Source organism: Bradyrhizobium sp. CB1717 (assembly GCF_029714325.1).
Lineage (GTDB): Bacteria > Pseudomonadota > Alphaproteobacteria > Rhizobiales > Xanthobacteraceae > Bradyrhizobium.
The window spans coordinates 6,964,883-6,989,975 of the sequence record NZ_CP121666.1 but is presented as its reverse complement, the minus strand read 5'-3'; the positions used below and the strand labels follow the sequence as shown (position 1 = coordinate 6,989,975).

Here is a 25,093-nt window from a genome sequence, read left to right as displayed (position 1 = left end):
ATCCCTGGGCGCCAGTCCCCCGGCCGCCAGTGCCTCGCGCGCGGCACTCTTGCGCAGGACGGAATGATAGGTTCAAATAGGGCCGCCTTCGTTTAGGGACGGACACGAGCGCCGGCTCCTCCTAGGCTAGCCAAGCCATATTTAGCGAGAGGAGACGACATGGGTAACGCTCGTGTCTTGCGGAAATGGGCTGTCCAATGACGGATGGTCCGGTGATCATTGTCGGTGCCGGCCATGGCGGCTACCAGGTGGCGGCATCCCTGCGCCAGGCGGGCTTTTCCGAGCGCATCTGCCTGATCAATGACGAGGCGCATCTGCCCTATCAGCGGCCGCCTTTGTCCAAGGGCTACATCAAGGGTTCGGCTGGGCCGGAGAGCCTCATGTTCCGGCCGGAAAAATTCTACCAGGACCAGAAGATCGAGCTGATCGCGGGACGCGCCGTGTCGATCGACCGCGCCGCGCACAAGGTGCTTCTGGCTTCCGGCGAGACGCTGCCTTACGCCCACCTCGTGCTGGCCACCGGCGCGCGCAACCGGCTGCTCGATCTCCCCAATGCCAATCTGCCTGACGTGAAATATCTGCGCATCCTCGACGACAGTGAGGCGCTGCGGGCGATCATGCCGTCGAAGAAGCGCGCCGTGATCATCGGCGCCGGCTTCATCGGGCTCGAATTCGCCGCCACGGCGCGGATCAAGGGCCTTGAGGTCGACGTGCTCGAGCTCGCCCCGCGCGTGATGGCGCGCGCGGTGACGGCTGAGGTCTCGGAATATTTCCAGGAACGCCATCGCGAGGCCGGCGTCCGCATCCATCTTGGTGTGCAGGCGACCTCCATCGAGGCTGAGGGTGGCAAGATCACCGGCGTGTCCTTGAGCGACGGCCGGCATCTGCCGGCCGACCTCGTCGTGGTCGGCGTCGGCGTGCTGCCGAATATCGAGCTTGCGGCCGAGGCGGGGCTACCGGTCGCCGCCGGCATCATCGTCGACGAATATCTGTCGACGGCTGATCCCGATATCTCGGCGATCGGCGATTGCGCGCTGTTCGCAAGCCCCCGCTTCGGCGGATCGCTGCGGCTGGAATCGGTGCAGAACGCCACCGACCATGCCCGCTGTCTCGCCGCGCGCCTGACCGGCGACAAGAAGGCGTACGACAGCCATCCCTGGTTCTGGAGCGACCAGGGCGACGACAAGCTCCAGATCGCCGGCCTCACCACCGGCTACGACCGCGTCGTGCTGCGCGGCGATCCCGCCAGGAAGGCGTTTTCCGCGTTCTGCTATCACGGCGACAGGCTGCTTGGCATCGAATCCATCAACCGTGCCGGCGATCACATGTTCGGCCGCCGGCTGCAGGCCATGGACCGCTCCATCACGCCGGAACAGGCCGCGGACGAGAGCTTCGATTTGAAGGGCGCGCTGGCCTAGGTCGAGCTCGGCCGTTCCGCGTGCAGCGCCGCCGATACTTCAGCAATCGTCGGCATTGAAGGGCCGGCGCCCATGCGTTGCACGCTGATCGATGCGGCTACGTTGGCGTAGCCCAGTGCACTCTGGATCGGCTGTCCGTCAGCGAGCAGCGCCGCGACTGCGCCGACGAAGCAATCGCCTGCGCCGGTCGTGTCCACAGCCGTGACGGCTCGCCCCGAGATATGGTGCGGTCTGCCGGCAATGAGCGCCAACACGCCACGCTTACCCAACGTGACACAAATGATTTGATCCGCATCGGTCTGGACTCGCCGAGAGGCGTCTGTGATGCGGTCGTACGGATCGCTATCGGACAGCTCAGTGCCGGCCAACAGACCGAGTTCGGTCTCGTTGAGGACGAGTACGTCCACGAGGCCCAACAAATCGCGGCTTACGTTCATTGCCGGTGCTGGATTGAGCACCGTCGTCGCCCCAGCGGCACGCGCCCGCTGGAAGAACGCGGCAATCGTCGGCAGCGGAATCTCGAACTGGCTGACGGCGACATCGCCCTTCGCCAGCGGCACAGCCGCAACATCATCCGCGCTGACCAGCGCATTGCTGCCGGGAATGACGACGATGGTGTTGTCGGACGCCGCGACCGTGATGATCGCCGTGCCGGTGTGCGTCTCCGGCGTCTCCTTGATCGAGCCGGGATCGATCCCCTGCGCGGTCAGGAACGTCCTCAGCTCGGCCCCGAACGCATCCGTGCCCAGCCGACCGATCAGCGTGGTCTTCGCGCCGAGCCTGGACGCCGCGACCGCCTGGTTCGCACCCTTGCCGCCGGGGAAATACAGCACCTGCCAGCCGGCGACGGTCTCGCCGACCCTGGGGTGGCGATCGGCCGTCGCCACCACATCCATGTTGATGCTGCCGGCGACGAAGACACGTCCCATGATATGCCCTTACAAAATCCCTAGACCCTGACCTCGAACTCGTGCCTGACCTTGGCGATGTCGACGAGCGTCGGCAGACCCGCCTCGTTGCCGAGGCGCTGGATCTTGAAGGTGGAGGCGGCGCGCGCAAAGTCGAAATGCTCGCGCCAGCTTTTGCCGGGATGGGCGAGGTAGGAATAGACATAGGCGCCGTGGAACACGTCGCCGGCGCCGTTGGTGTCGATCACGCGCTCACGCGGGATCGGCATCGCCGGCATGGTCTCGACCGCACCGGTCTCGTTGTACCAGAGCAGGCCCTTCTCACCCATGGTGACGCCGCCGATCTTGCAGCCGCGGCTCTTCAGGTAATCCAGCATCTTCTCCGGCGTCAGGTCCATCTGCTCGCACAAGCGTTCGGCGACGATGGCAACGTCGATGAATTCCAAGAGCTCATGCGTGTTGGTGCGCAAGCCCCCGCCGTCGAGCGAGGTCAGGATGCCGGCCTCGCGGCAGACCTTGGCATAGTGGATCGCCGCATCGGGCTGGTGCCCGTCGACATGCAGCGCGCGGCAGCCGCCGAGATTGAGCATCGGGAAGGGGTGAATGTGGTGGTCGTCACGGCAGCGGACGATGGCGCGCTTGCCGTCCTTGGGCATGATGAAGGACAGCGAAGACTGGTTCACCTTCCGCGCATGCAGCGAGATCGCGTATTTCGCGCACATGTCCTGGAACATGCGTCCCAGCCAGTCATTGGCCGCGGTGGCGATGAGATCCGGCACGATGCCGAGCTTGGCGCAGCAGAACGCCGCCGTCACCGCATTGCCGCCGAAGGAAACCGCGTAATCCGAGGCCACGTGCTTTTCGTCGCCGGTCGGCATGTGGTCGGTGATGAAGACGACGTCGATATAGGTCTGTCCGATAAAGAGAGCCTGCATTGGTTGTCCGTGATGCGCTGAGTGGTCCCGACCGGCTACTTACCTTAGCACCGCTTCGGCGGGAGCCAAAATATTCGCAAAGTCATGGCGATAGGCGCTTGAGGTCGGCCTGGGGGCGGAATACGACCGTGGCTGGGCGAGCTGCCCGGGCAGAGCCAACGACGCCGCAGCCGTTTCGGTTCCGGCCCGTTTGCGGAGGAGGGAACATGATCAGCGGCCTCGATCACATCGTCGTTCTGGTCAGGGATATCGGTGCGGCCAGGGCGGCCTATCAGACGCTGCTCGCCCGCGCGCCGGCCTGGCAGAACTCGGGCGAGGGCGCCGACCGGGTGCTGTTCACGCTCGAGAACATGACGATAGAGCTGATGGCGCCGAGCGGCTTCAGCGTCACCGCCGACCGCATGCGCGCGCTGCTGGACGACCAGGAGGGCGTGCTCGCCAGCCTGTGCTTTCGTGTCGCGGACATCGGCAAGATGCATCGCCGGCTGGAGCGGGTGGCGCTCAAGCCCGATCCGGTCGCCGAGGTCGAGAGCAGCGATGCCGCGACCGACGCTGTTCTGCACTGGAAGCGCACCCGCGCCGCCACGGAGCTGACGCGCGGCGTGCGCATGTTCTTCCTCGAGCTTGCCGGGGAGCGGCCGAAATCGGTCGCGACCGACATCGCGCCGATCGACGGGCTCGACCATGTCGTCATCACCACGGAGGATTCCGAGCGCGCCGCCGCGCTCTATGGCGCGCGGCTCGGGCTCGACCTCGCGCTCGACCGCTCGCACCAGGATTGGGGCCAGCTGATGTTCTTCCGCTGCGGCGACCTCATCGTCGAGGTGGTGCGCCGGCCTGTCGCGGGCGGCGATGCCGCGCATGACCGGCTCTGGGGCCTGAGCTGGCGCGTCGCCGACATCGACGCCACCCGCGCCCGCCTGATCGCGGCCGGCCTCGACGTCACCGAAGTCCGCAACGGCCGCAAGCCGGGCACGCGGATCATGACGGTGCGCAACGGGACGTGCGGGATCCAGACGGTGCTGCTGGAGCGGTCGCCGAAGCCGGTGGAGTGAGGCGGTCTCTCCACCCGTCATTGCGAGCGAAGCGAAGCAATCCAGAATCCCTCCGCGGTGGCAGTCTGGATTGCTTCGTCGCAAGGGCTCCTCGCAATGACGGCTTCCTCATGCTACACGCTGATCTGGATCACCAGCGAGCACCCGGTTTGGCAAAGGCAAAGCGAACTCTGAAATGGCAGCGCGACCCCGAGGGGATGCGGCTGCGCATTCTCGAAGCCGCCAAGCAGGAGTTTTCCGCCCACGGGCTCGCCGGCGCGCGCGTCGACCGCATCGCGGCCAAGGCCGGCGCCAACAAGCGCATGCTGTACTACCACGTCGGCAACAAGGACGAGCTGTATCTGGCGGTGCTCGAAGGCGCCTATGACAAGATCCGCAGCGAGGAGCGCGGGCTCGATCTCGAGCATCTCGATCCGCCCGAAGCGATCCGCCGCCTGATCGAGTTCACCTGGAATTACTTCCTGCGTAATCCCGAGTTCCTGTCGCTGCTGCAGACCGAGAACCTCGCGCGCGCAAAGCACCTGAAGAAATCGACCAAGGTCAAGTCGATGCACTCGCCCTTCGTCGAGATGATCCGCACCGTGGTGCGGCGCGGCGTCGATAGCGGCGACTTCCAGGTCGCGGTCGACCCGGTGCAGCTCTACATCTCCATTGCCGCGCTCAGCTTCTTCTATCTCTCCAACTCGGCGACCCTCAGCGTGATCTTCGGCCGCGACCTGCTGGACAAGAAGGCCAAGGACGAGCGGCTCGCCCACATGGCCGGCCTCGTGCTCGCTGCACTGACGGGACGTTCGGCGGAGCTGTTCGAGATCGCGAAGGCACCGAAATCGCGCGCCGCGGTGGCGCAGACGGTGTAGTCCGTAGCCCGGATGGACCGCAGCGCAATCCGGGGCCCCTGTCGCTGGTGGCACCGACCCCGGATTACGCTTCGCTCCACCCGGGCTACGAGGCAATGACCTCGCACCTTGCTCCGTCATTGCGAGCGCAGCGAAGCAATCCAGAATCTTTCCGCAGCGGCAGTCTGGATTGCTTCGCTGCGCTCGCAATGACGAGGTGGCGGCAGCGGGGGCCAAATCGTGCTTTCGTGCCCCCGACGCAGCGCCGCCGCCACAAACGCCCGGAACCCGCCACAAATCGCCACAGGGAGACCCCTAGACAGTATTTATCCAACGGGTTAATTTCTCCGCACAACGAAGAAGACTGCCGGGAGTGAAAATTGGCCGAGCCGAAGCCACAGGGTGCGATCTCCAAGTTGCTGAATGCGGCGTGGGTTCGGCCGTTCTTGTTCCTCGTCTTCATCGTCGTCGCCTGGGATCTCGCGATCCGCCTGTTCAGGATTCCCGCCTACCAGATCCCGTCGCCGGGCGATGTTCTCGCCGTGCTGCGCACCGAATGGCCGGAACTGCTGCGCCAGTCCTGGCCGACCACCTATGCGACCGTCTGCGGCTTCCTGCTGTCGGCGCTGTTCGGCATTCCCGTCGCCATGCTGATCGCGGGCTCGAAGACGGTGGAGAGCTATGTCTATCCGCTGCTGGTGTTCTCCCAATCCGTGCCGAAGATCGCGATCGCGCCACTGTTCGTGGTGTGGTTCGGCTTCGGCATCATTCCGAAGGTGATCTCGGCGTTTCTGCTCGGCTTCTTCCCGGTGGTCGTCTCCGCCGTGCAGGGTTTCAAGTCGGTCGACCCCGACATGGTTGATCTCGCCCGTGCCATGCAGGGCAGCCGCCTGCAGGTGTTCCGTGCGGTGAATCTGCCGCATGCGCTGCCGGCGATCTTCTCAGGTCTCAAAGTGTCGGTGACGCTCGCCGTGGTCGGCGCCGTCGTCGGCGAGTTCGTCGGCTCCAATTCCGGCATCGGCTATGTGATGCAGCGCTCGATCGGCACCTTTGACCTGCCGACGATGTTCGCGGCCCTCGTGATCCTGGCGCTGCTCGGCGTGATCCTGTTCTGGATCGTGGACCGGATCGAGAATCTGGTCATTCCCTGGCATGTCAGCCAGCGCGAGGACGTGATTTTCGCCTCTTAAACTCAAGCAACGGCCATTAACGGCCGAAACATAACGACAAAGGGAGAGTGACGATGAAGCGGTGGATTGGAGCTGCATCTTTGGCGCTGATGGCGTTCGCGGTGTCGCCGGCGCAGGCAGCCGACAAGGTCGTGCTGATGCTGAACTGGTACGTCTATGGCGAGCACGCGCCGTTCTATTACGGCAAGGCCAAGGGCATCTATGCCGCCGAAGGCATCGACCTCGAGATCCAGGAGGGCCGTGGCTCGGCTGCGACCACGCAGGCCGTTGCCGCCAAGACCGCGGACTTCGGCTACGTCGACGTCCCCACCATGATGCGCGCTGCCATCAAGGGCGCGCCGGTGGTTGCGACCGGCGTGCTGCTGCAGACCTCACCGATGTCCGCGATGGGCTTCGTCGACAAGAACATCAGGAAACCTGAGGACATCAAGGGCAAGACGGTGGCGATCACGCCGGCGGACTCCATGACCCAGATCTGGCCGCTGTTCCTGAAGAAGACCGGCCTGAAGGAGAGCGACTTCCAGACGGTTGCGGGCGACGGCCAGACCAAGCTCAACGCCGTGATCAACGGCCAGGCCGATCTCTTGCTCGGCTACGTCATGGACCAGTCGATGAAGATCAAGGACGCCACCGGCAAGGACGTCTATCCGATCAAGTTCGCCGACTACGGCATCAACATGGTTTCCTCGGGCATCATCGCCAACGCCGATTACGTGAAGGCCAATGCCGATCTCGTCCGCCGCTTCATGTCGGCGACCACCAAGGCGGTCGAGGCCGCCGAGAAGGAGCCGAAGGCCGCGGCGCAGGCGATCCTCGATGCCAACCCCAAGGGCGGCAAGATCGACACGCTGACGCAGGGCTTTGAGCTGACCATCCCGCTGTACCGGACCGCGGAGACCAAGACCAAGCGGCCGTTCCAGGTCACCGACCAGAACATGACCGAGACCGTCAATCTGCTGGTCGAATATGGCGGGCTCGACGCCAAGGCCAAGGACAACCCGAAGGCCTTCTACACCAACGACTATCTGCCGAAGAGCGGCTCGTGAGCCAAATACCGTCATTCCGGGGCGATGCGTAGCATCGAACCCGGAATCTCGAGATTCCGGGTTCGCCCTTTGGGCGCCCCGGAATGACGGTTCATAATCGCCGAGTGGACTTGAGATGACTGCAGCAATGAAGGTGGTAGGTGAGATGCAGCCGGCCGCGCATCTGAGATTGGTGAGCGACCGGGCCGGCGATGCGTCGGGCATCAACTTGTCCGGCGTGTCGAAGACCTACAGGACGCGCGACGGCGACGTGCCGTCGCTGCGGCCGCTCGATTTCCACATCAATGACGGCGAGTTCTTCGTCGTGGTCGGCCCTTCCGGCTGCGGCAAGTCCACGCTGCTCAAGCTGATCTCGGGCCTGTTGCCGCCGACCACGGGAGAGATCCTGGTCGAGGGCGAAAAGGTGACGACGCCGCACGGCAATGTCGGCATCGTGTTCCAGAACGCCCTGCTGCTGCCATGGCGCAACATCCTCAACAACGTGATGCTGCCGATCGACATGAAGCGGCTGCCGCGGCAGGAATATCTCGATCGCGCCAAGTCACTGTTGAAGCTGGTCGGCCTCGAAGGGTTCGAGAAGAAGCTGCCCTGGCAGCTCTCCGGCGGCATGCAGCAGCGAGCCTCGATCTGCCGTGCTCTGGTGCACGACCCGAAGATCATGCTGATGGACGAGCCGTTCGGTGCGCTCGATGCGCTGACGCGCGAGCGCATGAATGTCGAGCTGATGCGGATTCAGCGCGAGACCAAGAAAACGGTGCTGCTGATCACGCATTCGATTCCGGAGGCGGTGTTCCTCGCCGACCGCGTGCTTGTCATGACCGAGCGGCCTGGCGCGGTCGCTGCGATCTACGACGTGCCGCTCCCGCGTCCGCGCTCGCTCGATGTGATGGCCGATCCCGTCTTCACCGAGCTCGTGCAACGCATCCGCAAACATTTCTTCTCGCAAGGTTCGCTGGACTAAGACCATGGCGCCGCGCCTGAAGCTCCGAGACATCGCCTTTTTCGAGCGCCCCGTGCAGTTCGCGCGGCCGTTCCGCTTCGGCGCGATCACGATCAACGCGACGCCGCAGCTGTTCGTGCGGGTCGAGATCGAGGTCGAGGGCAGGGGCGTTGCGGTCGGCGCCAGCGCCGAGCTGCTGGTACCGAAATGGTTCGACAAGCGGCCGGAGCTGTCGCCGGCGCAGACGGTCGATGGCCTGCGACGGTCGCTGGAGATCGCGCGCGGACTTTATCTTGCGCGGACTGGATTCCAGACGGCGTTCGATCTGCATGCCTCGTGCGTCGGAGCCCAGATCGCGACGTGCGCGAAAAAGAACATTCCGGCACTTGCCGCGGCTTATGGTCCCGCAGAGATCGACAAGGCGATCCTCGATGCGCTCTTGCGCGGCGTTGAAGCCAATTTCTTCGACGGCATGGCGGGCAACATCGCCGGCATCGATGCGCGACTTTCGCCGGATCTGAAGGACGCGGATCTCACGACGTTTCTCGCCGGCCGAAAACCGCTGCCGCGTATGGCGATCAGGCATACCGTTGGCCTCGACGACACCGTCGAAGGTAAGGGCGGTGTTGCCGATCCACATGAGAACGCCGGTGCAAGCTATTTCAAGCTGAAGCTGTCGGGCGATCCCGCAGCCGATGCGACGCGGCTGGCGCGGATCGGCAAGGAGCTCGACACGCTCGGGCGCGCCTACAAGGTGACGCTCGACGCCAACGAGCAGTATGCTGATCTCGATGCGCTGCAGGCGCTGATGGATCGGCTCGACCGGGATTCGGCGCTGCGCCCGATCGCCTCTCACCTGCTCTACCTCGAACAGCCGATGCCGCGCGACATTACGCGGCAATCGCCACTAGGTTCGCTGGCTGCGCGTGGCTTCATCATCGACGAGGCAGACGATTCCTACGATGCTTTCCCCGCAGCGCGGGCGCTCGGCTATCGCGGCATTTCCTCAAAGTCCTGCAAAGGGCTCTACAAATCCATCGTCAACGCAACGCGCGCGGCGAAGTGGAGCGCGGGCGGCGAAACCTTCTTCGTGACCGGCGAGGACCTGACCTGCCAGGCTGGCCTTGCCGTGCAGCAGGATCTCGCGCTCGGTGCCTTCATTGGCGTCACCCACGCCGAGCGCAACGGCCACCACTACGTCGACGGCTTTGGCGAGACGCCCGCCGCCGAAGCTGCGGCCTTCGCGGCCGCGCATCCCGATCTCTACGCCGATGCCGGGCAGGGCATCCGCCTCAAGATTCACAACGGCGATCTCCTGACGGGATCGCTCAACACAGTGGGCTTTGCGACGTCGGTCCATCCGGACTGGTCGGCGCTCCGCCCGCTCGAACAGCCAAGATCACTTCAGGAGCAATCGGCATGACCACCCAACGCCTCGGCCTCATCATGAACGGCGTCACCGGCCGCATGGGGCTCAACCAGCATCTGATCCGTTCGATCGTCGCGATCCGCGACCAGGGCGGCGTCCGCCTCAAGAACGGCGACCGCGTGATGCCCGATCCGATCCTGGTCGGCCGCAGCGCCGAGAAGGTCGAGGCGCTGGCGAAGCGTTACAACATCACGCGCTGGACCACCGATCTCGACGCCGCGCTCGCCGACAAGAACGACACCATGTTCTTCGACGCAGCGACCACGCAGGCCCGTCCCGGCCTGCTGACCCAGGCCATCAACGCCGGCAAGCACGTCTATTGCGAGAAGCCGATCGCGACGAATTTCGAGGAAGCCATCGAGGTCGTGAAGCTCGCCAATGCCAAGGGCGTCAAGCACGGCACGGTGCAGGACAAGCTGTTCCTGCCCGGCCTGAAGAAGATCGCGTTCCTGCGCGATTCCGGCTTCTTCGGCCGCATCCTCTCGGTGCGCGGCGAGTTCGGCTATTGGGTGTTCGAAGGCGGCTGGCAGGAGGCGCAGCGGCCGTCCTGGAACTACCGCGACGAGGACGGCGGCGGCATCATCCTCGATATGGTCTGCCACTGGCGCTACGTGCTCGATAATCTCTTCGGTAATGTCCAGAGCGTGGTCTGCATTGGCAATACCGACATTCCCGAGCGCTTCGACGAGCAGGGCAAGACCTACAAGGCGACCGCGGACGATTCCGCCTACGCGACCTTCCAGCTCGATGGCGGCGTCATCGCCCACATCAACATGTCCTGGGTCACGCGCGTCTATCGCGACGACCTCGTCACCTTCCAGGTCGACGGCACGCTCGGCTCGGCGGTTGCGGGCCTTTCCGACTGCATGATCCAGGCGCGGCAGGCGACACCCCGTCCGGTGTGGAACCCCGACGAGAAGCGGCTGCACGATTTCTACGGGGACTGGCAGAAGCTGCCCGACAACGTTACCTACGACAACGGCTTCAAGGAGCAGTGGGAGATGTTCATCCGCCACGTCTACGAGGATGCGCCCTACAAGTTCACCCTGCTCGAAGGCGCCAAGGGCGTGCAGCTCGCCGAATGCGCGCTGAAGAGCTGGAAGGAGCGGCGCTGGATCGACGTCGCTCCGATCAAGGTCTGAGGTCGAGAGAGTCAAAATGTCAGTTGAGCCGTCATTGCGAGGAGCGAAGCGACGAAGCAATCCAGACCTTCCGTGCGGAGACATTCTGGATTGCTTCGCTTCGCTCGCAATGACGGGGAGAGGTCTGAAATGAACAAGCCCGTCCAGCCGATGTCATCCCTATCGCTCAAGCTGCCCAAGGCCGATCGCTCGATCGAGACCTATCGCCTTGCGGCCTCGCGCACGTTCGCCGCAAAGCTCGAGGGACCGCTGAACCGCATCGCCTTCTCAGCCGTGCATACCGTGGCCGATCCCTTTGCCGACAACGACCCCTGGCTGTCGGTCGCCGTCGACTGGGACAAGACCATCGCCTTCCGCGAGCACGTCTGGGACCTCGGCCTCGGCGTTGCCGAAGCCATGGACACCGCGCAGCGCGGCATGGGGCTGGACTGGCCGACTTCGCTCGAGCTGATCACGCGTTCGGTCGGCGCCGCCAAGCGCCGCAACGCGCTGGTGTTCTCCGGAGCCGGCACCGACCATCTCGCGGTCGAGGATGCCAGGACCATCGACGACGTCATCCGTGCCTATGAGGAGCAGATATCGGCGATCGAGAAGATCGGCGGTCGCATCATCCTGATGGCCTCGCGCGCCCTGGCCAAGCTTGGCCGCAACGCTGACGATTACGCAAAAGTCTATGACCGCGTGCTGTCGCAAGTCCGCGAGCCCGTGATCATCCACTGGCTCGGCGACATGTTCGATCCGGCGCTGACGGGCTATTGGGGCACGAAGGATCTCGACAAGGCGATGGACACCGCGGTCGCGATCATCAACGGCAACGCCGCCAAGGTCGACGGCGTCAAGGTGTCGCTGCTCGACAAGCAGCGCGAGATCGACATGCGCCGGCGCCTCGACAAGCGCATCAAGATGTACACCGGCGACGACTTCAATTATGCGGAGCTGATCGCCGGCGATAGCCAAGGTTTTTCGCACGCGCTGCTCGGTATCTTCGATGCCATCGCGCCTGCGGCGTCCTACGCGCTGTCGCGGCTGGCTGCCGGTGACGAGGCCGGCTTCCATGACGTGCTGGGGCCGACGGTACCGCTCTCGCGCCACATCTTCAAAGCGCCGACGCGGTTCTACAAGACCGGCGTCGTGTTCATGGCATATCTGAACGGCCACCAGGATCATTTCACCATGGTCGGCGGTCAGGAGAGCACGCGCTCCACGTTGCATCTGGCCGAGCTGTTCCGTCTCGCCGACAAGGCCGGCCTGCTCGCCGACCCCGAACTCGCGACGCAGCGGATGAAGACCGTGCTCGCCACCCACGGTATCGAATCCTGATGCGCGATTTTTCGTCCGACCACCGCTGGCTGTCGCTGAACACGGCGACCGTCCGCAAGCAGGGTGATCTCGTCGAGATCATCGACGCCTGCGCGAAGCACGGCATTCGCGCCATCGATCCCTGGCGCGACCAGGTCGCCGCCGTCGGCCTCGACCGCGCCGCGCGCGCCGTGCGCGACGCTGGCCTCGATCTGTCAGGCTATTGCCGCGGCGGCATGTTCACCTCGGACGCATCGCGCCGGGGCGAAGTGCGCGATGACAACCGGCGCTGTGTCGACGAGGCCAAGGCGCTGGGCGCGCCCTGCATCGTTCTCGTCGTCGGCGGGCTGCCGCAATATTCGCGGCCGGGCAGCGGGGCCTCGAAAGATATCGCGGGAGCGCGCGGACAGGTCGAGGAAGCCCTCGCCGAGATGCTCGACTACGCCAAACAGGCCAACTTGCCTCTGGCTATCGAGCCGCTGCATCCGGCTTACGCCGCCGACCGTGCCTGCGTGAACACCACAAAGCAGGCGCTCGACATCTGCGACCGGCTAGACCCCGGCCGCAGCGGCATGCTCGGCGTTGCGCTCGACGTCTATCACATCTGGTGGGATCCGGAGCTGATGGGCCAGATCGCGCGCGCCGGCAAGGATCGCCTGCTCGCGTTCCATGTCTGCGACTGGCTGGTGCCGACCAAGGACATCCTCAACGACCGCGGCATGATGGGCGACGGCGTCATCGACATCAAATCGGTGCGTCAAGCGGTCGAAGCGCAGGGCTTTGCCGGCTATTCGGAGATCGAGATCTTCTCCAATGACTGGTGGGGCAAGCCGATGGACGAAGTGCTTCGCACCTGCATCGCGCGGCACAGGACAGTGGTGTAGAGTTACCAGGTTCACGTCTGCGTCGGCGGGATTGTCATGCGATGGACTTCCATCTTTTGACCGATGCCCTTCAGGTTCTCGTAGTTGCGCGACACCGGGCGTGAATTGACGATATCACCGACGCCAGGCGCCTCCATCGCGGTTGCACTGATGCAAACTTCGTTGACATCGGCGAGACCTTGCACGCGTGCGGCGATATTCACGTCCTGTCCGAAGAAGTCGATCCGGTCGTTGAGCGTCACCGCAATCGCCCGACCCTTATGGACACCGACCTTGAGGCCCAGCGGCCGTGAAGCGGTCCGGTTGAATCGCGACAATTCTTCGATCATCTCGACTGAGGCGCAAACGGCGTCCTGGGGACGCTCGAACCCGGCCATGACTGCATCGCCGATCGTCTTGATAATGGTGCCGGATCGTTCCCGGATGATTCTGTTCAAGATCTCGAAGTGCTGACGAACCAGGAAATACGCGTTCACGTCACCGACGCTTTCATACAGCGGGGTCGACTGCTTCAGATCGGTGAACAGGAAAGTCATGTCCGAGACCTTGATGCTCTCGCCCTCATCCACCAGCTGCGCCTTGTACAGTTCGCGGAAGCTCGGGGTGAGCAGCAACCGCTTGCCGGAAAGAAACGGTTCATATTCGACCCGATGGGGCTGGAAACCGAAGGGGTACTGGACGAACCAGAAGCGGCCGCGATCGCCAGAGCGGTTCTCGATCCGGATGGTGTGCTTGCCTGGGCTGAGATCGGCCGTCTGCCGGAACGAAAACCGTCCGTCGCCGAGGACGATGTCTCGCGGTGCCGTGGCCCGGTCCGGTAGCAGAAAGCGACCCGACTCGAGCTGGACCAGCGTCTCTTGCGGCTCTGCCGGCGCCCCGTTCGCGAAGAACACCAGAAGGAGTTTGTGGCTCAAATCCAGCACCTCGAAGCGGCCAGTCGTGACCTCGAAGTCGAAGCTGCGGTGCTCATGCGCCTCGATATCGGCGAATCCCCGTGAGAGCGCGGCAACGAGCTGCTGGTGCGTCATTCCGTGCGGAGCGATGAAGCCTTTGGAAAAGTTGTAGCGCAGGTAAAAATCCTCGACGGACAGCCTTTCGGGATGGCGGAATATGATGTCGCGGACGCCGCTCGAGACCGTAAATGCGACCTGAATGTAGTCGTCCAGCGCCACATCGTTGATCGCGTTGCAGAACGCGCACTGAAAGCGTGGATGGACCTGGTCGAGTTCGCGGAAGCTGCCGGCGACCTGCGGGCAGTAGGCGCAGATCAGCAGCCAGTCCATGTCGAACAGGCCCACCTTGGCAGCGTGCACGAACAGCCCGATCGCGTCCGCCTCGGACATGCCGACGGCGCGGGCGTATTGGATGGGATTGACGCGAAGAAGATCATAGTCGTCGGCGGTCCGGATGAAGCGCTCGAGCTCCGGCAGAACATTCGGTGCCCAGCTTCTTGCCGCTCCGAGCGCGGCGAGACGCTGGCTCAGGAGACTCTCGTTGACTGGAGACGGGACATTCATCTCACGCTCCCCACCTGATGGGCTGACTACGCTGTTGCTGCGCACACTTGGAAGTTCAGCGATCGGTAAGTGCTACGGCCTCCTGTTCCGCGGCAGGGGCGGCCTCATTGCTCCGCACAAATACAAAACGGGATGCCACGGAGATCTGTGCGTCGGGGCTGCCATCCTGGCCGATGAGAATTAGTCCCGCTCCGCCATTGGCTACATTCAAGATGACGGGGGCACCCTTCCACGTTCTGATAGGCTCCATTCCGATGATGAGAAATTCACCGATCGGCTGGTTAAAATATTGAAGCCTCAGCTGTGGCCCGACTTCTGCCGCCGCAAGTCCGAAACCCAGCTGCTTGGCGCGCGCATAAATGTCCGCCAGCGACGCAGTATCGGTCTGAAAGCCGAGTTCGGCTGCCGACACCGCAAAAAGCTCTACGTTTGTTTTCGCGCGGCGAAGGGTAAAGGTCGGTCGTGCGAGAATTTCGCCAGCCGAGTTTCCGATGCCGCAACCTACCGCATCCAATGCGTTACTGAGGGCAAAGAGATTTGCAAACGTCCCGATTGTGATCGTCTTCCACACCGGGACTTCGACGGCGGATTTGATCGGGATTTGCGGCCTGTCGGCTGACGGGGCTTTCTTGAACCTTAGCTGGTTCTGCAGGACGTCTCGCGCCGTGCATTGAGCGCCGGCTTCGCTGGCAAACAGGAGAGTGCAAGCGGTACAGAGCAGCGCGACAATATGAATTACACAGCGGTGCCATCCTGGCGAATGACACCGTATGGTATGGCAACTGACTTTCTTGCCAGCTGTAAGGTCCATAACGGACCTCTCTTGCGCTAGTGCAGCGCCAAAAAATCAAACTGTCACTTCACAATGGTCGGGCCGGTTCACGGCAGAAAAGCCGTCGTTCGCGCAGCTTATAGAGTTTGGTCCCGGTAATCCCGAAAAGGTTCAGCGGCGACGGCGCCGGATGGCGAGCGCATATAGGTCAGCGAGGGTGCACGTCTTGCGAAGCGGCCAGCTCGTGCGGGTCAGCGAGCTGGTGGGAGTACCACCAATGATGGGGTGGACTGCCGTCAGCTTTCAGGCAGAATATCATCATCCCGATGCCGCAGCCTCGCCACAGTCTGTGCCAGATCGGATGTGGTAATCAGTGGCATCAACGATCGGCAGGCACGGCGGATGTACCCATTGCCTGTTGATCTTGAATGGCCCCGACGTGCAAACGTCGGGGCCATTGCCGTGCTTGTGATGATAGTCGAATTGGCGGCGAAGAGCCGAATTCTCGCAATTTGTCCGCTTCGCGAATTTGTCGAAGCGGAGGACTGGTCGCATAGTCAATGACATGCCGGAGCTATCGCCGCCTCGAGTGAGGTCGCGAGAAGCTCTACAGCCATTCCGCAAAACTGAACGGATCGAGACTTAGTGCTTCCCGCACGCCTGCGGAGTAGCTGATTGCGTTGCTACCGCCACGCCGGATTTATCCTTCAGCACGGCACCGGTGGCAGCGTCACCGCTACTGCTATTTCGTGAATCTGGGCCTTGTGGATGTCGGCGGCGTTGGTGCCGCGGGCTGAAGATTGAACGTCAGCCAGACGTTCCAGCCTGCTGGCCGATTTTCATTGGCGAACTCGCCGTAGCCCTTCAGGTTCAGATATCCCTGCATGTCTCCGACCGGGAAAATGTAGCCGACCTGCGGGCCGACACCGGCCACGCGCGACCGGAAGCAGCCGACGCGATCGCCGGAGCCACTGTCGCAGCCGAGCTGCTGATAGAGGTAACCGACGAGGCCGACCTGCCACTGCTTGGTCAGGAATTGCGATGCGCCCCAGTCGAGGTGCATGTCAACGCCGCTTTGATATTGGGTCGAAGGGTTGACGAAGTTGTAGGTGAATCCCAGCACCGTCGAAAATTCATGCCCGGTCTTTGGATCGAAGTAGGTGTAGCCGCCGCCCGCGTCGATCGCCCAGTGCCCGATCCCCAAATTCGCCAGGCGGTTCGACTGGTAAGCGCCGGCCGGAAGATCGGCGGTAATGTACGTCATGTAATTGTTGACACCTGCATTCCAGCGCAGCGCGAACTGCGGGATCAGGTCGCCGAATGCAATGAGCGAGCTGTCGATGCTGTCAAACCGGGAGAAGGGCAAGGTGGCGCCGCCCGGTCCCGCCAATGTCCCAACGAGCGATCCCGCCAGCGACGTGGAGTTGGAGCCGTAGGTCGCCAACAGGCTGGCAGAGGCCTGACCGCCCAGCACGGGCGTTGCAAAGGTGTAAGTCCCGGCGACAAGTCCAAGATCCACATTCGCATTGACGCTCGCGTTGACGTTGGCCGTCAGATTCGCCGGAAAGCGACCAAGCGTGATTTCGCGCGACCGCGCCACGTCGCCGCCGGCGGAAACAGAGGTGTGATAATAAACCGTGGTCACCGACCAGCCCGGCGCCTGCTGGGGCACGGCCGCGAGGCTGCCAAAAAAGCCGGGTATCCAGAAGCTGATGCCATTTTCATCGGCGCGAGCCGCCTGGGTGGACAGCACCAGCAGAGCGGCAAGCGCCCCAACACTCAAATGCCACTGCGAAAAAAATCTGCGTGCCAAATCCGGTTTAAAGTACCGCATCGCCGATCCCCCGACTCTTGCGACCCACCATTGCTCCGGCGGGGTAGAAACTCAGAAAGAATAAGCTGACGCCGCCGTTCGTCTACGCGAATTCGGCATACTTGAGTTCAGCCGGACATTTATTGAAAGGCTGTGTCCATGACGCCACAACCCTGGCACTTTTCGCATAGCCATCTGGCCTCTCGACAAGGAAGAGGCGACCTCTCTCGATTGATCTAGATCAATAAAAGAAGGTTGTGCCGCTGCGAACGTGCGACCGCTCCAGATGTTCGATTGGTCATGTTGGCTGACTAAGATGTTAAGCCGCGCTCGTCCCCGGCAGAATCGACGATAGGAAGCTGCCGAGAGATTTTTTGCGAGTGCCCTTCGCAATTTTTTAAAACTCATTCGCTGGGAGCAGCGCATGCACGACGTTGGCGTTGCGGCAGGCGTACCTTTGTCGGATGAGCCCAGCCAAGGGGGCATGAACTGGATTCCGGGCGGCACGTTCCGCATGGGCTCCGATAGGCACTACGCCGAAGAGGCACCCGTCCATCGCGTCTCGGTGAGCGGCTTTTGGATGGACCGAACGCCGGTCACCAATCGCGATTTTCGCAAGTTCGTCAACGCTACAGGCTACGTGACGTCGGCGGAGACGCCGCCTGACGCAAAGGACTATCCGGGCGCGCTGCCGCACATGCTCAAGGCAGGCTCGCTGGTTTTCACGCCACCGAAGCGTCCGATCGATTTGCGCGACTGGTCGCAATGGTGGAATTTCAAATTTGGCGCCAACTGGTGCCGGCCATACGGCCCCCGCAGTTCGATCAGCGGCCTCGACGATCATCCCGTGGTCCACATTGCCTATCGCGATGCTGAGGCCTACGCGACATGGGCTGGCAAGGACTTGCCGACCGAAGCCGAATGGGAGTTTGCCGGGCGCGGCGGACTCGACGGAGCCGAGTTCGCCTGGGGCGACGAGCTCATGCCCGGCGGCAAGCCAATGGCGAATACCTGGCAAGGCGCATTTCCGTACGAAAATCTTAGCAGGGATGGTCACGCGCGGACCTCGCCGGTGATGGCGTTCCCGCCGAATGGCTACGGCCTCCATGACATGATCGGTAACGTCTGGGAGTGGACCACGGATTGGTGGTCCACCAGACATGAGCCCGATGCGGCCAAGGCGTGCTGCATTCCGCACAATCCACGCGGCGGGCGTGAGCAAGACAGCCATGATCCGTCTCTGCCCAGGATCAAGATTCCACGCAAGGTTCTCAAAGGCGGCTCGCATCTCTGCGCGCCGAACTACTGCCGTCGCTATCGCCCGGCTGCGCGTCATGCGGAAGCGGTGGATACGTCCACGAGCCACGTTGGCTTTCGATGCATCATAAGGAAGGGAGCAAATGATGAGCGATGAGAAGAAGGACGACAAGGCGCGCGATATGAACCGCCGCAATGTTCTGCTCGCGACGACAAGCATTGCCGCCGCGTCCGCATTGGGCGCCGCCGCATCGGTTGAAACGGCACTGGCCCAGGCGCAGCAGGCACCGAGCGGACAGCGGCCCAATATCGTCGTCATCATGGGGGACGATATCGGCATCTGGAATATCGGTGCTTACCATCGTGGCATGATGGCCGGCCGGACGCCGAACCTCGACAAGCTCGCGGCCGAAGGAATGCTGTTTACCGATTACTATGCTGAGGCAAGCTGCACCGCCGGCCGCGCCGCCTTCATCACCGGCGAGTTGCCGATCCGCACCGGCATGACGACGGTTGGCCAGGCCGGCGCGCCAACCGGGATTCCGGCGGAGGCGGTGACGATCGCCCATGTGCTCAAGTCAATGGGCTACGCCACCGGCCAGTTCGGCAAGAACCACCTGGGCGACAAGAACGAGTTTCTGCCGACCGTGCACGGTTTCGACGAGTTCTTCGGCTATCTGTACCACCTCGACGCCATGGAAGACCCCGCGCACCCCGGCTACCCGCAAGAGCTGCTGAACGTGGTCGGTCCGCGCAACATGGTTCACTCCTGGGCGACCGACAGCGACGATGCAACCGTCGACCCGCGTTGGGGCAAGGTCGGCAAGCAGAGGATCGAGGATGCCGGCACGCTCTATCCCAAGCGCATGGAGACGGTGGACGACGAAATTCGCGACTTTTCTTTCAAATTCATCGAAAAGGCCAAGGCCGACAACAAGCCATTCTTCCTCTGGCTCAACCCGACGCGCATGCACATCGTCACTCACCTGTCGCAGAAGTATGAGGCGATGCGCAACTCGAAGAACGGCTGGACCATTCATGAAGCCGGCATGGCGCAGCTCGACGATATCGTCGGCGAGGTGATGAAGAAGCTCAAGGACATGGGTGTCGACGACAACACCATCGTCGTCTTCACCACCGACAACGGCACCGAGGTTTTCACGTGGCCAGATGGCGGACAGACGCCGTTTGCGCAATCAAAGGGCACGGTCATGGAAGGCGGTTATCGTGCACCGGCCATGATTCGCTGGCCAGGCCGGGTGCCGGCGGGCAAGGTCGAGAACGGCATCATGTCGGGGCTAGACTGGTTCCCGACGCTGGTGGCGGCCGCAGGAAATCCGAACATTGCCGAGGAGCTGAAGAAGGGCAAGCAGGTTGGCGACCGCACTTACAAGGTCTATCTCGACGGCTACAACCAGATGGACATGATCACCGGCAAGGGGCCGTCGAACAGGCATGAGATCTGGTATTTTGGCGAGAGCACGCTAGGTGCCATACGCATCGACGACTACAAGTACCGCTTCATCGACCAGCCCGCGGGTTGGCTGGGTGAAAAGGGCAAGGTCGATGTGCCTTACATTACCAATCTGCGCCTCGATCCGTTCGAGCGAACGGGTTGGCCGGAAAATGGCACCAAGAACGGTGCGCAGCATTACTTCGGTTGGTTCCAGTACGAATTTTGGCGCTTCGTGTTCATACAGCAGAAAGTGGAGGAGCTGGCCAAGACAGCCATCGAATTCCCGCCGATGCAGAGGGGAGCGAGCTTCAATCTCGAAGCCGTAAAAGCCCAGATCGAGGCGGCGAGGCATGCCGTGGCAAGGTGAAAAGACCGCGAATGGCGGGGCGGTCTTAGGCCGCCCCGCGCAGCACCGGGGGAAGTGTCTCTTCCTGGCCCATCGCGATTTGCTGCGGTTGCACAGGGGGGGCGGTGTCGAGGCGAACCGGACATCGACGATGCGTGCGCGCGCGCCCTAGCGTTGCGATGACTGTTCGGTGAAAAGTCAGACGATTGCGCTATCATCGATTCACCGTCAAACACCGGGCTATCACTCGTCAATTCGATCTGCGAAGCTGTGGCAACACAAATGCGCTTGCAAGCAAGCAAGCGCGAAGGGAGGTTCGCAGTGGATAAGGTGCGACGCTTGCGTGCGATGAGCTCTCTGTGCCGCCAACAGGCCGCGTACAACAGCATGAACAAATGGAAGCTGCTGGCAGAAGCAGAATACTGGGATCATCTGGCCGAGCTTGCGTTGTCTTCTCACTTCCAACAATGCAACGCCATTGGCCCGAATGAGGTAGAGCAGCCTCAAGCGATCACAAACACGAATGATGTTGGGCCGAAGTCGATTTCCGCGTGAGGTGAGACACGAGGCTGTCGTTTGCGTGACGTGCCCCTGCACTCTCACGGAGAATGTGCGGCAGGGACATGCATGGTCTCGTCGAGCCTTGAAGCAGGACAACTAAGGCGTGGCTCTTTAGCGCCGAACCATAGTCTGATCGAAGCGAGTTGGACGAAGGCGGGATGATTGGCGGCAAGCTTGTCATAACGCGTCGCTACCCGACGACATTGCTTGATCCTGTTGAAGAACCGTCCAACTCGATTGCGGGCGCGATAGAAGTCGGGGCCAAAACAGTAGCGCTTCTGACCAAGTCAGACATTGGCGCGAACTCCTGTCTCGCATTCTGCGTTTAGGACCACGGCGGCTCTTCGCCCGCTGCGACTGCCTCGTGGTTGATCGTGACACCCGCCGAACGCAATCCAGCCAGCAATACAGTTCTTACAGAGGCAGGATCAAATCCAATATCCCTGGCGTTTGGTGGATGGGCCTCGCTTTCCTTCAATCGGAGCGCCAAATGCAATTGCTCGCAAAGGTGCCGAACGACGAGATTGACTTGATCGTCAGTCATCATTGTCTTCTCCTGCTATCCCAACCCTCCGCTCATCGTTGCGGGGCCGGCCCGTCTGGCACACCGGAAATGACCAAGCAGCGATTGGAGCGACGCTTTGACCTTTCGGACATTGAGTCCGATCAGTACAATGCGGATGAGCTTGACTAGTGCCGTTCGGCTTCGGCTTCTTGTTCCAACGGCGAGATGCGTACCCGTAGCGCGTCGAACGTCTCTTCGGCTGCCTCGCTAAACGACGGATCCTCAGGATTGGACATAGCCGAAGCGATCTTCGTCCAATCTTGAGGCTCGAGAGCCTTCACGGCAGCGGGAAAGAAATCGCGATCTTCCATCGTGATATGGCGTCGCTCGAGCTCGATGAAATCGTGAACGATGGCATGCACATCTTGCCGAAAGGAGTTCGCGGCCCGCAAGAACATTGTCAATCTCATGAGCTGCAGCGAGAACGCGACGCCGTCCTCACGGCCCTGCGACCTGCTGCAGCGTGTTGAAGCGCGCCTTCTGCTCGCTGCTCAGCGTGGCATAGAACTCGTCCAGCGCAGGCTCGACCAGCTTGGCGGCCGTGAGCATCGCCTCGAGCCGGCGCTGCATCGCCTCCAGTCGTCCGACCGGTGTCAGCGCTACATCGTTCGGGCAGGCCGCCTGCAGGCCTTCGACGCCCTTGGCTGTCGCTTCGCTGAGGCGGTCGAGCGCCTCCTTCTGCTTGCCGGCAGGGTGGAGCACGGCCTCGATCCTCTGGATCGGTAACTGGGTCAGGCCGGATTTCGGATCGCCACAGCCCTCGGCGTTGGCTTGCTGCTGCGGCGAGCGCTCGCCGACGTTGGGACCGAGCGCGTTGAAGCGGGCCTGTTGTTCGTCATTGAGCGAGTTGTAGAAATTCTCCAGTGCCGGCCGCACGATCTTGACGGCTTCCAGCGTCGCGTTGACGCGATTCATCATCGCGCGCAGGCGGCCGGGTGGAGTCAGTGCATAGGTCTCCGCGCAGGAGTCCTTGAACACACCGGCAGCGTTGGCCGCCGCGGTCTTCAGCTCGTCGAGCAGTGCGCGTTGCTCCGGTGTCGGCTGCACTGCTTTCGTGATGTCGGCCAGCGGCCAGGCGGTCACTCCCTTGTCCGGCGCGCCGCACAATTGCTGGAGCGTTTGCGGGCTCACGCTGGCGCGCGGACGGGCGCGACCGCCGCCGCCCGCTTGCGGGTAGTCATATGGGTTGATGCTGGCGTAGGCGGAATAAGCGCCGCCACCACCCCAGAACACGGTGTCGACGAAGTCGTCATAGGCGTACGCCCAATAGCCGGGCTCGTAGGCATAGGACCAGAACGTGTAGTCGAAAATGTCGGAATAGGCATAAGGCCAGAACACGGGTCCAAGCCAGGCCACGAACACCGCGGGATGGCGGTGTCGCCAGGCCTGCCGGGGAGCCCAGCCGCTCTGGCGGGTGGTGAGCGCCGCCTGGGCTTGTTGCGCAGGGGTCTGTTCGCGGAAGCGCTCGGCAAACCGCCCGCGCTGGGCGGCCTGCACAGCGGCTGCGGCCGCGGCTGTAGTCGCTGCCGCCCGTCCGGCCGGAGCCTGGAGGCCAAGCCGCTGCTGGCGCGCCAGGTCGCTTTGCTGAGCGCGCTGCTCGCGCTGAAGCAGGCGGTTCTGCGTCTGGAGCGTCCGTTGCTGCTCGCGCAACGCCCGCGCGCCTTCCGGTTTCTGCGACTGGACTTGCTGCACGCGCTGCTGCAAACGATCGATGCGGGTCTGACGCTCCGTGGTCTGGCGCGACAGCATCTCGCGCTGCCGCTGCTGCACCATCTCCTGGCGCTGCTGGACTTGCTGCTGGCGCCGTTGCGCGCGCTGTTCGATCTGATCCCGCCGCGACAGCCGCTCGCTCGCGGCCGGCGGTCCGCTGGGCCGCGAGGGGGCGGCCGACGGAGCGGCGATGTGCGGCGTCGGCCGGGGGACCATGGCCGGGCGTTGCGGTGCTGCCGGCGCCCGATGGAATTCAGGCCGCGGCGCCGCCACGTGCGGGGCCGCCCGCGGTTGCGGTGCAGCGAAATGTGGGGCGGGGCGCGGTGGCGGTGAGGCAATATGCGGCGCAGGATGTGGCGCCATGGCCGGTCGCTGCGGCATGGCCGGCGGATGGAATGCCGGTGCGGCGGGACGTGCCATGGCTGGCGGCGCCGCCGGACGGGCCATGGCCGGTGGTGCTGCTGGCCGTGCTGCCGGCGCTGCGGCTGGACCGCCCCTGCCATGTCCCTGGCCGGGTCCTTGCGCGAACGTACTGACGCTCGCCGTCAGCATCGAGGCACCAACTAAAACAGCCGTCAGGCAAACGCCACGCGGAAGCATGATGATCGCTCCCAGCTCGTAATCGCCCACGACGTTCAACGCACAGCTGGCGGAATCGTTCGTTGTCGGCCACGGCCGGCATTGCGATCTTCCGACGCAGGCAGCCTCAGGAGAAATCCTGCGTCAGGGTGGTGGCGAGCGCCCGGTCGATTTCAAGCGGCTGTCCAGCTTGAGCCAATTGCGGGCGGCCGGGGCGCTAGGACGCGCGGTTGAGAAAGATCGGCAGCCCCTGCTTGTTGGCGTAGATGGGGCGGTAGCGCTCCGTGTTGTAGCTGCTCGCAACGTCCAATTTGCGCGGACCGAGCTTGGCGTCAGGGATGGGCACGAGGTCGTAGCGGCCCTCGACCAGCGCCGACATGAGGCCGGTCTTGCTTTCCAGCATGGCATCGTAGGCCATGTTACCGAAAGTCAGGGCCACAAGCTTGTCGATGAAGTCCGGATCGCCCGATCGCAAATCGTAGGTGAGATCGGAGGTGATTGTCTCCTCGCCGGTGCGCTGCTTGATCTCGTCGGCAAGCGATTCCGCCACGTTGGCCTTCTTGCGGTGACCGTAGGCGTCAGGCTCGCCGTATTGCCGCAGCTTGTAGCCTTCCCACTGAGCTCCCTCGCTGAGCACGATCAGCGCGTAGTTGCTCGGATTGGCGCGCTTGTCCTCGATGAGCAACTGGATCAGCTTGTCGAGGTCGACCTTATACTCCGGTATGACGCATCGTATCGAGGTCGCATACGCGGTGTAGAGTGCCGTAAATCCGGCATCGCGGCCAAAGACGCGGAAAATGCCAATTCGCTCATGCGAGCCGACGGTGGTGCGCTGCCGCTGGATGGCATCGCTGGCGCGGGTGATCGCGGTCGAGAAGCCGATGCAGTACTCGGTGTTGCGGACGTCATTATCCATCGTCTTCGGGATGGCGATGATCTTGACGCCGAGTTCGTTGAGCTTGGCCGCATAACTGAGCGTGTCGTCGCCGCCGATGGCGATCAGGTGTTCGATGCCAAGTCCCGAAAGGTTAGCGAGCACCCGGCTGGTGAGGTCCCACGTCTTTGTCGCGATGCCGCCGTTGGTGCTCAGCGAGACCGGAACATCACTGCCGACGAGATGATCGGGCAGCTTTTGTATTTTGGAGGGATTGACGCGGCTCGAGTGCAGCACGGTGCCGCCACGCCGGTCGATGGTTCGAGTGTTTTCACGGTTCAGCGGGATGACGTAGTGGGACCTGCTGTTTGGGTCGTCGAGGTTCAGGTGCGTGAGGGCCTCCCAACCACGGCGCAGACCGACAACCTCGATGTCGTCCTCACTGCCGCGATAAGTCACGCTCTTGATGACTGCATTGAGGCCGGGGACGTCGCCGCCCCCCGTGAGAATGCCGATGCGTTTCTTGGCCATATCCACCTCCCGGATCGGCATGTCGTCATA

General features: G+C 63.0%; 23 protein-coding genes and 1 pseudogene. 14 read left to right on the top strand and 10 right to left on the bottom strand.

All coding sequences use genetic code 11. The annotated features are described in order from the left end of the window. Positions 1–197 precede the first annotated feature (197 nt). Positions 198–1,418 carry an FAD-dependent oxidoreductase gene (locus tag QA649_RS32650; RefSeq protein WP_283020816.1) on the top strand — a complete coding sequence of 407 codons (1,221 nt, stop codon included), beginning with the start codon at positions 198–200 and terminating at the stop codon, positions 1,416–1,418. Here QA649_RS32650 and QA649_RS32645 read toward each other — a convergent pair. Then, positions 1,415–2,347 (bottom strand): ribokinase, encoded by a 933-nt coding sequence (locus QA649_RS32645; protein ID WP_283020815.1) that lies wholly within the window; start codon positions 2,345–2,347, stop codon positions 1,415–1,417. The two genes, QA649_RS32650 and QA649_RS32645, sit on opposite strands and share 4 nt — an antisense overlap. A 20-nt stretch (positions 2,348–2,367) precedes the next feature. Beyond that, positions 2,368–3,261 carry a sugar kinase gene (locus QA649_RS32640; protein ID WP_283020814.1) on the bottom strand — a complete coding sequence of 298 codons (894 nt, stop codon included), beginning with the start codon at positions 3,259–3,261 and terminating at the stop codon, positions 2,368–2,370. Positions 3,262–3,467: 206 nt separating this feature from the next. Here QA649_RS32640 and QA649_RS32635 point away from each other — a divergent pair, with 206 nt between their 5' ends. The 9 genes from QA649_RS32635 to QA649_RS32595 all read left to right on the top strand — a co-directional run bounded on the left by QA649_RS32635 (position 3,468) and on the right by QA649_RS32595 (position 13,082). Then, entirely contained in the window at positions 3,468–4,316 is an 849-nt protein-coding gene (locus QA649_RS32635; RefSeq protein ID WP_283020813.1) for a VOC family protein, read from the top strand. A 149-nt stretch (positions 4,317–4,465) separates the two neighbouring features. After that, complete coding sequence (locus QA649_RS32630; protein ID WP_283020812.1) at positions 4,466–5,173, top strand: TetR/AcrR family transcriptional regulator; 708 nt, start codon at positions 4,466–4,468, stop codon at positions 5,171–5,173. A gap of 359 nt (positions 5,174–5,532) precedes the next feature. Continuing rightward, positions 5,533–6,342: an ABC transporter permease gene (locus QA649_RS32625; protein WP_283020811.1), complete on the top strand. Its 810-nt coding sequence runs from the start codon at positions 5,533–5,535 to the stop codon at positions 6,340–6,342. A gap of 53 nt (positions 6,343–6,395) precedes the next feature. Further along, positions 6,396–7,388, top strand: a complete 993-nt coding sequence (locus QA649_RS32620) for an ABC transporter substrate-binding protein (protein ID WP_283020810.1) — start codon at positions 6,396–6,398, stop codon at positions 7,386–7,388. A 115-nt stretch (positions 7,389–7,503) separates the two neighbouring features. Continuing rightward, the gene (locus QA649_RS32615; RefSeq protein WP_283020809.1) at positions 7,504–8,349 is read left to right on the top strand and encodes an ABC transporter ATP-binding protein; all 846 of its coding nucleotides are present in this window, start codon (positions 7,504–7,506) and stop codon (positions 8,347–8,349) included. Positions 8,350–8,353: 4 nt separating this feature from the next. Further along, entirely contained in the window at positions 8,354–9,751 is a 1,398-nt protein-coding gene (locus QA649_RS32610) for a hypothetical protein (protein ID WP_283020808.1), read from the top strand. Then, positions 9,748–10,899 carry a Gfo/Idh/MocA family oxidoreductase gene (locus QA649_RS32605; protein WP_283020807.1) on the top strand — a complete coding sequence of 384 codons (1,152 nt, stop codon included), beginning with the start codon at positions 9,748–9,750 and terminating at the stop codon, positions 10,897–10,899. The genes QA649_RS32610 and QA649_RS32605 overlap by 4 nt, the downstream gene beginning before the upstream one ends. 129 nt (positions 10,900–11,028) lie before the next feature. Further along, positions 11,029–12,219 carry a dihydrodipicolinate synthase family protein gene (locus QA649_RS32600; RefSeq protein WP_283020806.1) on the top strand — a complete coding sequence of 397 codons (1,191 nt, stop codon included), beginning with the start codon at positions 11,029–11,031 and terminating at the stop codon, positions 12,217–12,219. Further along, positions 12,219–13,082, top strand: a complete 864-nt coding sequence (locus QA649_RS32595; RefSeq protein ID WP_283020805.1) for a sugar phosphate isomerase/epimerase family protein — start codon at positions 12,219–12,221, stop codon at positions 13,080–13,082. Before QA649_RS32600 ends, QA649_RS32595 begins: the two co-directional genes overlap by 1 nt. Positions 13,083–13,093: 11 nt before the next feature. Here the strand turns inward: QA649_RS32595 and QA649_RS32590 are convergent, their stop codons facing one another. The 3 genes from QA649_RS32590 to QA649_RS32580 all read right to left on the bottom strand — a co-directional run bounded on the left by QA649_RS32590 (position 13,094) and on the right by QA649_RS32580 (position 17,205). Then, positions 13,094–14,599: an adenylate/guanylate cyclase domain-containing protein gene (locus QA649_RS32590; RefSeq protein ID WP_283020804.1), complete on the bottom strand. Its 1,506-nt coding sequence runs from the start codon at positions 14,597–14,599 to the stop codon at positions 13,094–13,096. Positions 14,600–14,654: 55 nt separating this feature from the next. Continuing rightward, a complete protein-coding gene (locus tag QA649_RS32585) occupies positions 14,655–15,410 on the bottom strand; it encodes a hypothetical protein (RefSeq protein ID WP_283020803.1) in 756 nt (251 codons plus the stop codon). A 703-nt stretch (positions 15,411–16,113) separates the two neighbouring features. Further along, positions 16,114–17,205, bottom strand: coding sequence for a transporter (locus tag QA649_RS32580; protein WP_283020802.1), 1,092 nt, complete (start codon positions 17,203–17,205; stop codon positions 16,114–16,116). A gap of 463 nt (positions 17,206–17,668) precedes the next feature. On the opposite strand from QA649_RS32580, the gene QA649_RS32575 reads away from it, so the two are divergent. The 3 genes from QA649_RS32575 (at position 17,669) to QA649_RS32565 (ending at position 20,798) form a co-directional block, all read left to right on the top strand. Further along, positions 17,669–18,598 carry a formylglycine-generating enzyme family protein gene (locus QA649_RS32575; RefSeq protein ID WP_283026151.1) on the top strand — a complete coding sequence of 310 codons (930 nt, stop codon included), beginning with the start codon at positions 17,669–17,671 and terminating at the stop codon, positions 18,596–18,598. Positions 18,599–18,623: 25 nt separating this feature from the next. Further along, the gene (locus tag QA649_RS32570) at positions 18,624–20,264 is read left to right on the top strand and encodes an arylsulfatase (protein ID WP_283020801.1); all 1,641 of its coding nucleotides are present in this window, start codon (positions 18,624–18,626) and stop codon (positions 20,262–20,264) included. A gap of 300 nt (positions 20,265–20,564) precedes the next feature. After that, a complete protein-coding gene (locus tag QA649_RS32565; protein ID WP_283020800.1) occupies positions 20,565–20,798 on the top strand; it encodes a hypothetical protein in 234 nt (77 codons plus the stop codon). A gap of 44 nt (positions 20,799–20,842) precedes the next feature. On the opposite strand, the pseudogene QA649_RS32560 reads toward QA649_RS32565, so the two are convergent. The 4 genes and pseudogenes from QA649_RS32560 to QA649_RS32545 all read right to left on the bottom strand — a co-directional run. Next, positions 20,843–21,055, bottom strand: a pseudogene (locus QA649_RS32560) (hypothetical protein); the annotation flags it as partial. A 74-nt stretch (positions 21,056–21,129) separates the two neighbouring features. Beyond that, a complete protein-coding gene (locus QA649_RS32555; protein WP_283020799.1) occupies positions 21,130–21,351 on the bottom strand; it encodes a hypothetical protein in 222 nt (73 codons plus the stop codon). A 143-nt stretch (positions 21,352–21,494) separates the two neighbouring features. After that, positions 21,495–21,767: a hypothetical protein gene (locus QA649_RS32550; RefSeq protein ID WP_283020798.1), complete on the bottom strand. Its 273-nt coding sequence runs from the start codon at positions 21,765–21,767 to the stop codon at positions 21,495–21,497. Positions 21,768–21,807: 40 nt separating this feature from the next. Continuing rightward, positions 21,808–23,295 (bottom strand): Spy/CpxP family protein refolding chaperone, encoded by a 1,488-nt coding sequence (locus QA649_RS32545; protein WP_283020797.1) that lies wholly within the window; start codon positions 23,293–23,295, stop codon positions 21,808–21,810. Between the two features lie 80 nt (positions 23,296–23,375). Here QA649_RS32545 and QA649_RS32540 point away from each other — a divergent pair, with 80 nt between their 5' ends. Further along, on the top strand, positions 23,376–23,615 hold the full coding sequence (locus QA649_RS32540) for a hypothetical protein (RefSeq protein WP_283020796.1): 240 nt from the start codon (positions 23,376–23,378) through the stop codon (positions 23,613–23,615). Between the two features lie 260 nt (positions 23,616–23,875). Here the strand turns inward: QA649_RS32540 and QA649_RS32535 are convergent, their stop codons facing one another. After that, a complete protein-coding gene (locus tag QA649_RS32535) occupies positions 23,876–25,063 on the bottom strand; it encodes a 6-phosphofructokinase (protein WP_283020795.1) in 1,188 nt (395 codons plus the stop codon). Positions 25,064–25,093 lie beyond the last annotated feature (30 nt).

Bases quoted from the DNA above. Each gene is read 5' to 3' on its own strand.
- QA649_RS32605 (WP_283020807.1), top strand. From the start codon at position 9,748: ATGACCACCCAACGCCTCGGCCTCATCATGAACGGCGTCACCGGCCGC.
- QA649_RS32550 (WP_283020798.1), bottom strand. From the start codon at position 21,767: ATGTTCTTGCGGGCCGCGAACTCCTTTCGGCAAGATGTGCATGCCATC.
- QA649_RS32645 (WP_283020815.1), bottom strand. From the start codon at position 2,347: ATGGGACGTGTCTTCGTCGCCGGCAGCATCAACATGGATGTGGTGGCG.
- QA649_RS32575 (WP_283026151.1), top strand. From the start codon at position 17,669: ATGAACTGGATTCCGGGCGGCACGTTCCGCATGGGCTCCGATAGGCAC.
- QA649_RS32580 (WP_283020802.1), bottom strand. From the start codon at position 17,205: ATGCGGTACTTTAAACCGGATTTGGCACGCAGATTTTTTTCGCAGTGG.
- QA649_RS32545 (WP_283020797.1), bottom strand. From the start codon at position 23,295: ATGGTCCCCCGGCCGACGCCGCACATCGCCGCTCCGTCGGCCGCCCCC.
- QA649_RS32640 (WP_283020814.1), bottom strand. From the start codon at position 3,261: ATGCAGGCTCTCTTTATCGGACAGACCTATATCGACGTCGTCTTCATC.
- QA649_RS32600 (WP_283020806.1), top strand. From the start codon at position 11,029: ATGAACAAGCCCGTCCAGCCGATGTCATCCCTATCGCTCAAGCTGCCC.
- QA649_RS32585 (WP_283020803.1), bottom strand. From the start codon at position 15,410: ATGGACCTTACAGCTGGCAAGAAAGTCAGTTGCCATACCATACGGTGT.
- QA649_RS32650 (WP_283020816.1), top strand. From the start codon at position 198: ATGACGGATGGTCCGGTGATCATTGTCGGTGCCGGCCATGGCGGCTAC.
- QA649_RS32610 (WP_283020808.1), top strand. From the start codon at position 8,354: ATGGCGCCGCGCCTGAAGCTCCGAGACATCGCCTTTTTCGAGCGCCCC.
- QA649_RS32620 (WP_283020810.1), top strand. From the start codon at position 6,396: ATGAAGCGGTGGATTGGAGCTGCATCTTTGGCGCTGATGGCGTTCGCG.
- QA649_RS32570 (WP_283020801.1), top strand. From the start codon at position 18,624: ATGAACCGCCGCAATGTTCTGCTCGCGACGACAAGCATTGCCGCCGCG.
- QA649_RS32595 (WP_283020805.1), top strand. From the start codon at position 12,219: ATGCGCGATTTTTCGTCCGACCACCGCTGGCTGTCGCTGAACACGGCG.
- QA649_RS32555 (WP_283020799.1), bottom strand. From the start codon at position 21,351: ATGATGACTGACGATCAAGTCAATCTCGTCGTTCGGCACCTTTGCGAG.
- QA649_RS32635 (WP_283020813.1), top strand. From the start codon at position 3,468: ATGATCAGCGGCCTCGATCACATCGTCGTTCTGGTCAGGGATATCGGT.
- QA649_RS32590 (WP_283020804.1), bottom strand. From the start codon at position 14,599: ATGAATGTCCCGTCTCCAGTCAACGAGAGTCTCCTGAGCCAGCGTCTC.
- QA649_RS32615 (WP_283020809.1), top strand. From the start codon at position 7,504: ATGACTGCAGCAATGAAGGTGGTAGGTGAGATGCAGCCGGCCGCGCAT.
- QA649_RS32535 (WP_283020795.1), bottom strand. From the start codon at position 25,063: ATGGCCAAGAAACGCATCGGCATTCTCACGGGGGGCGGCGACGTCCCC.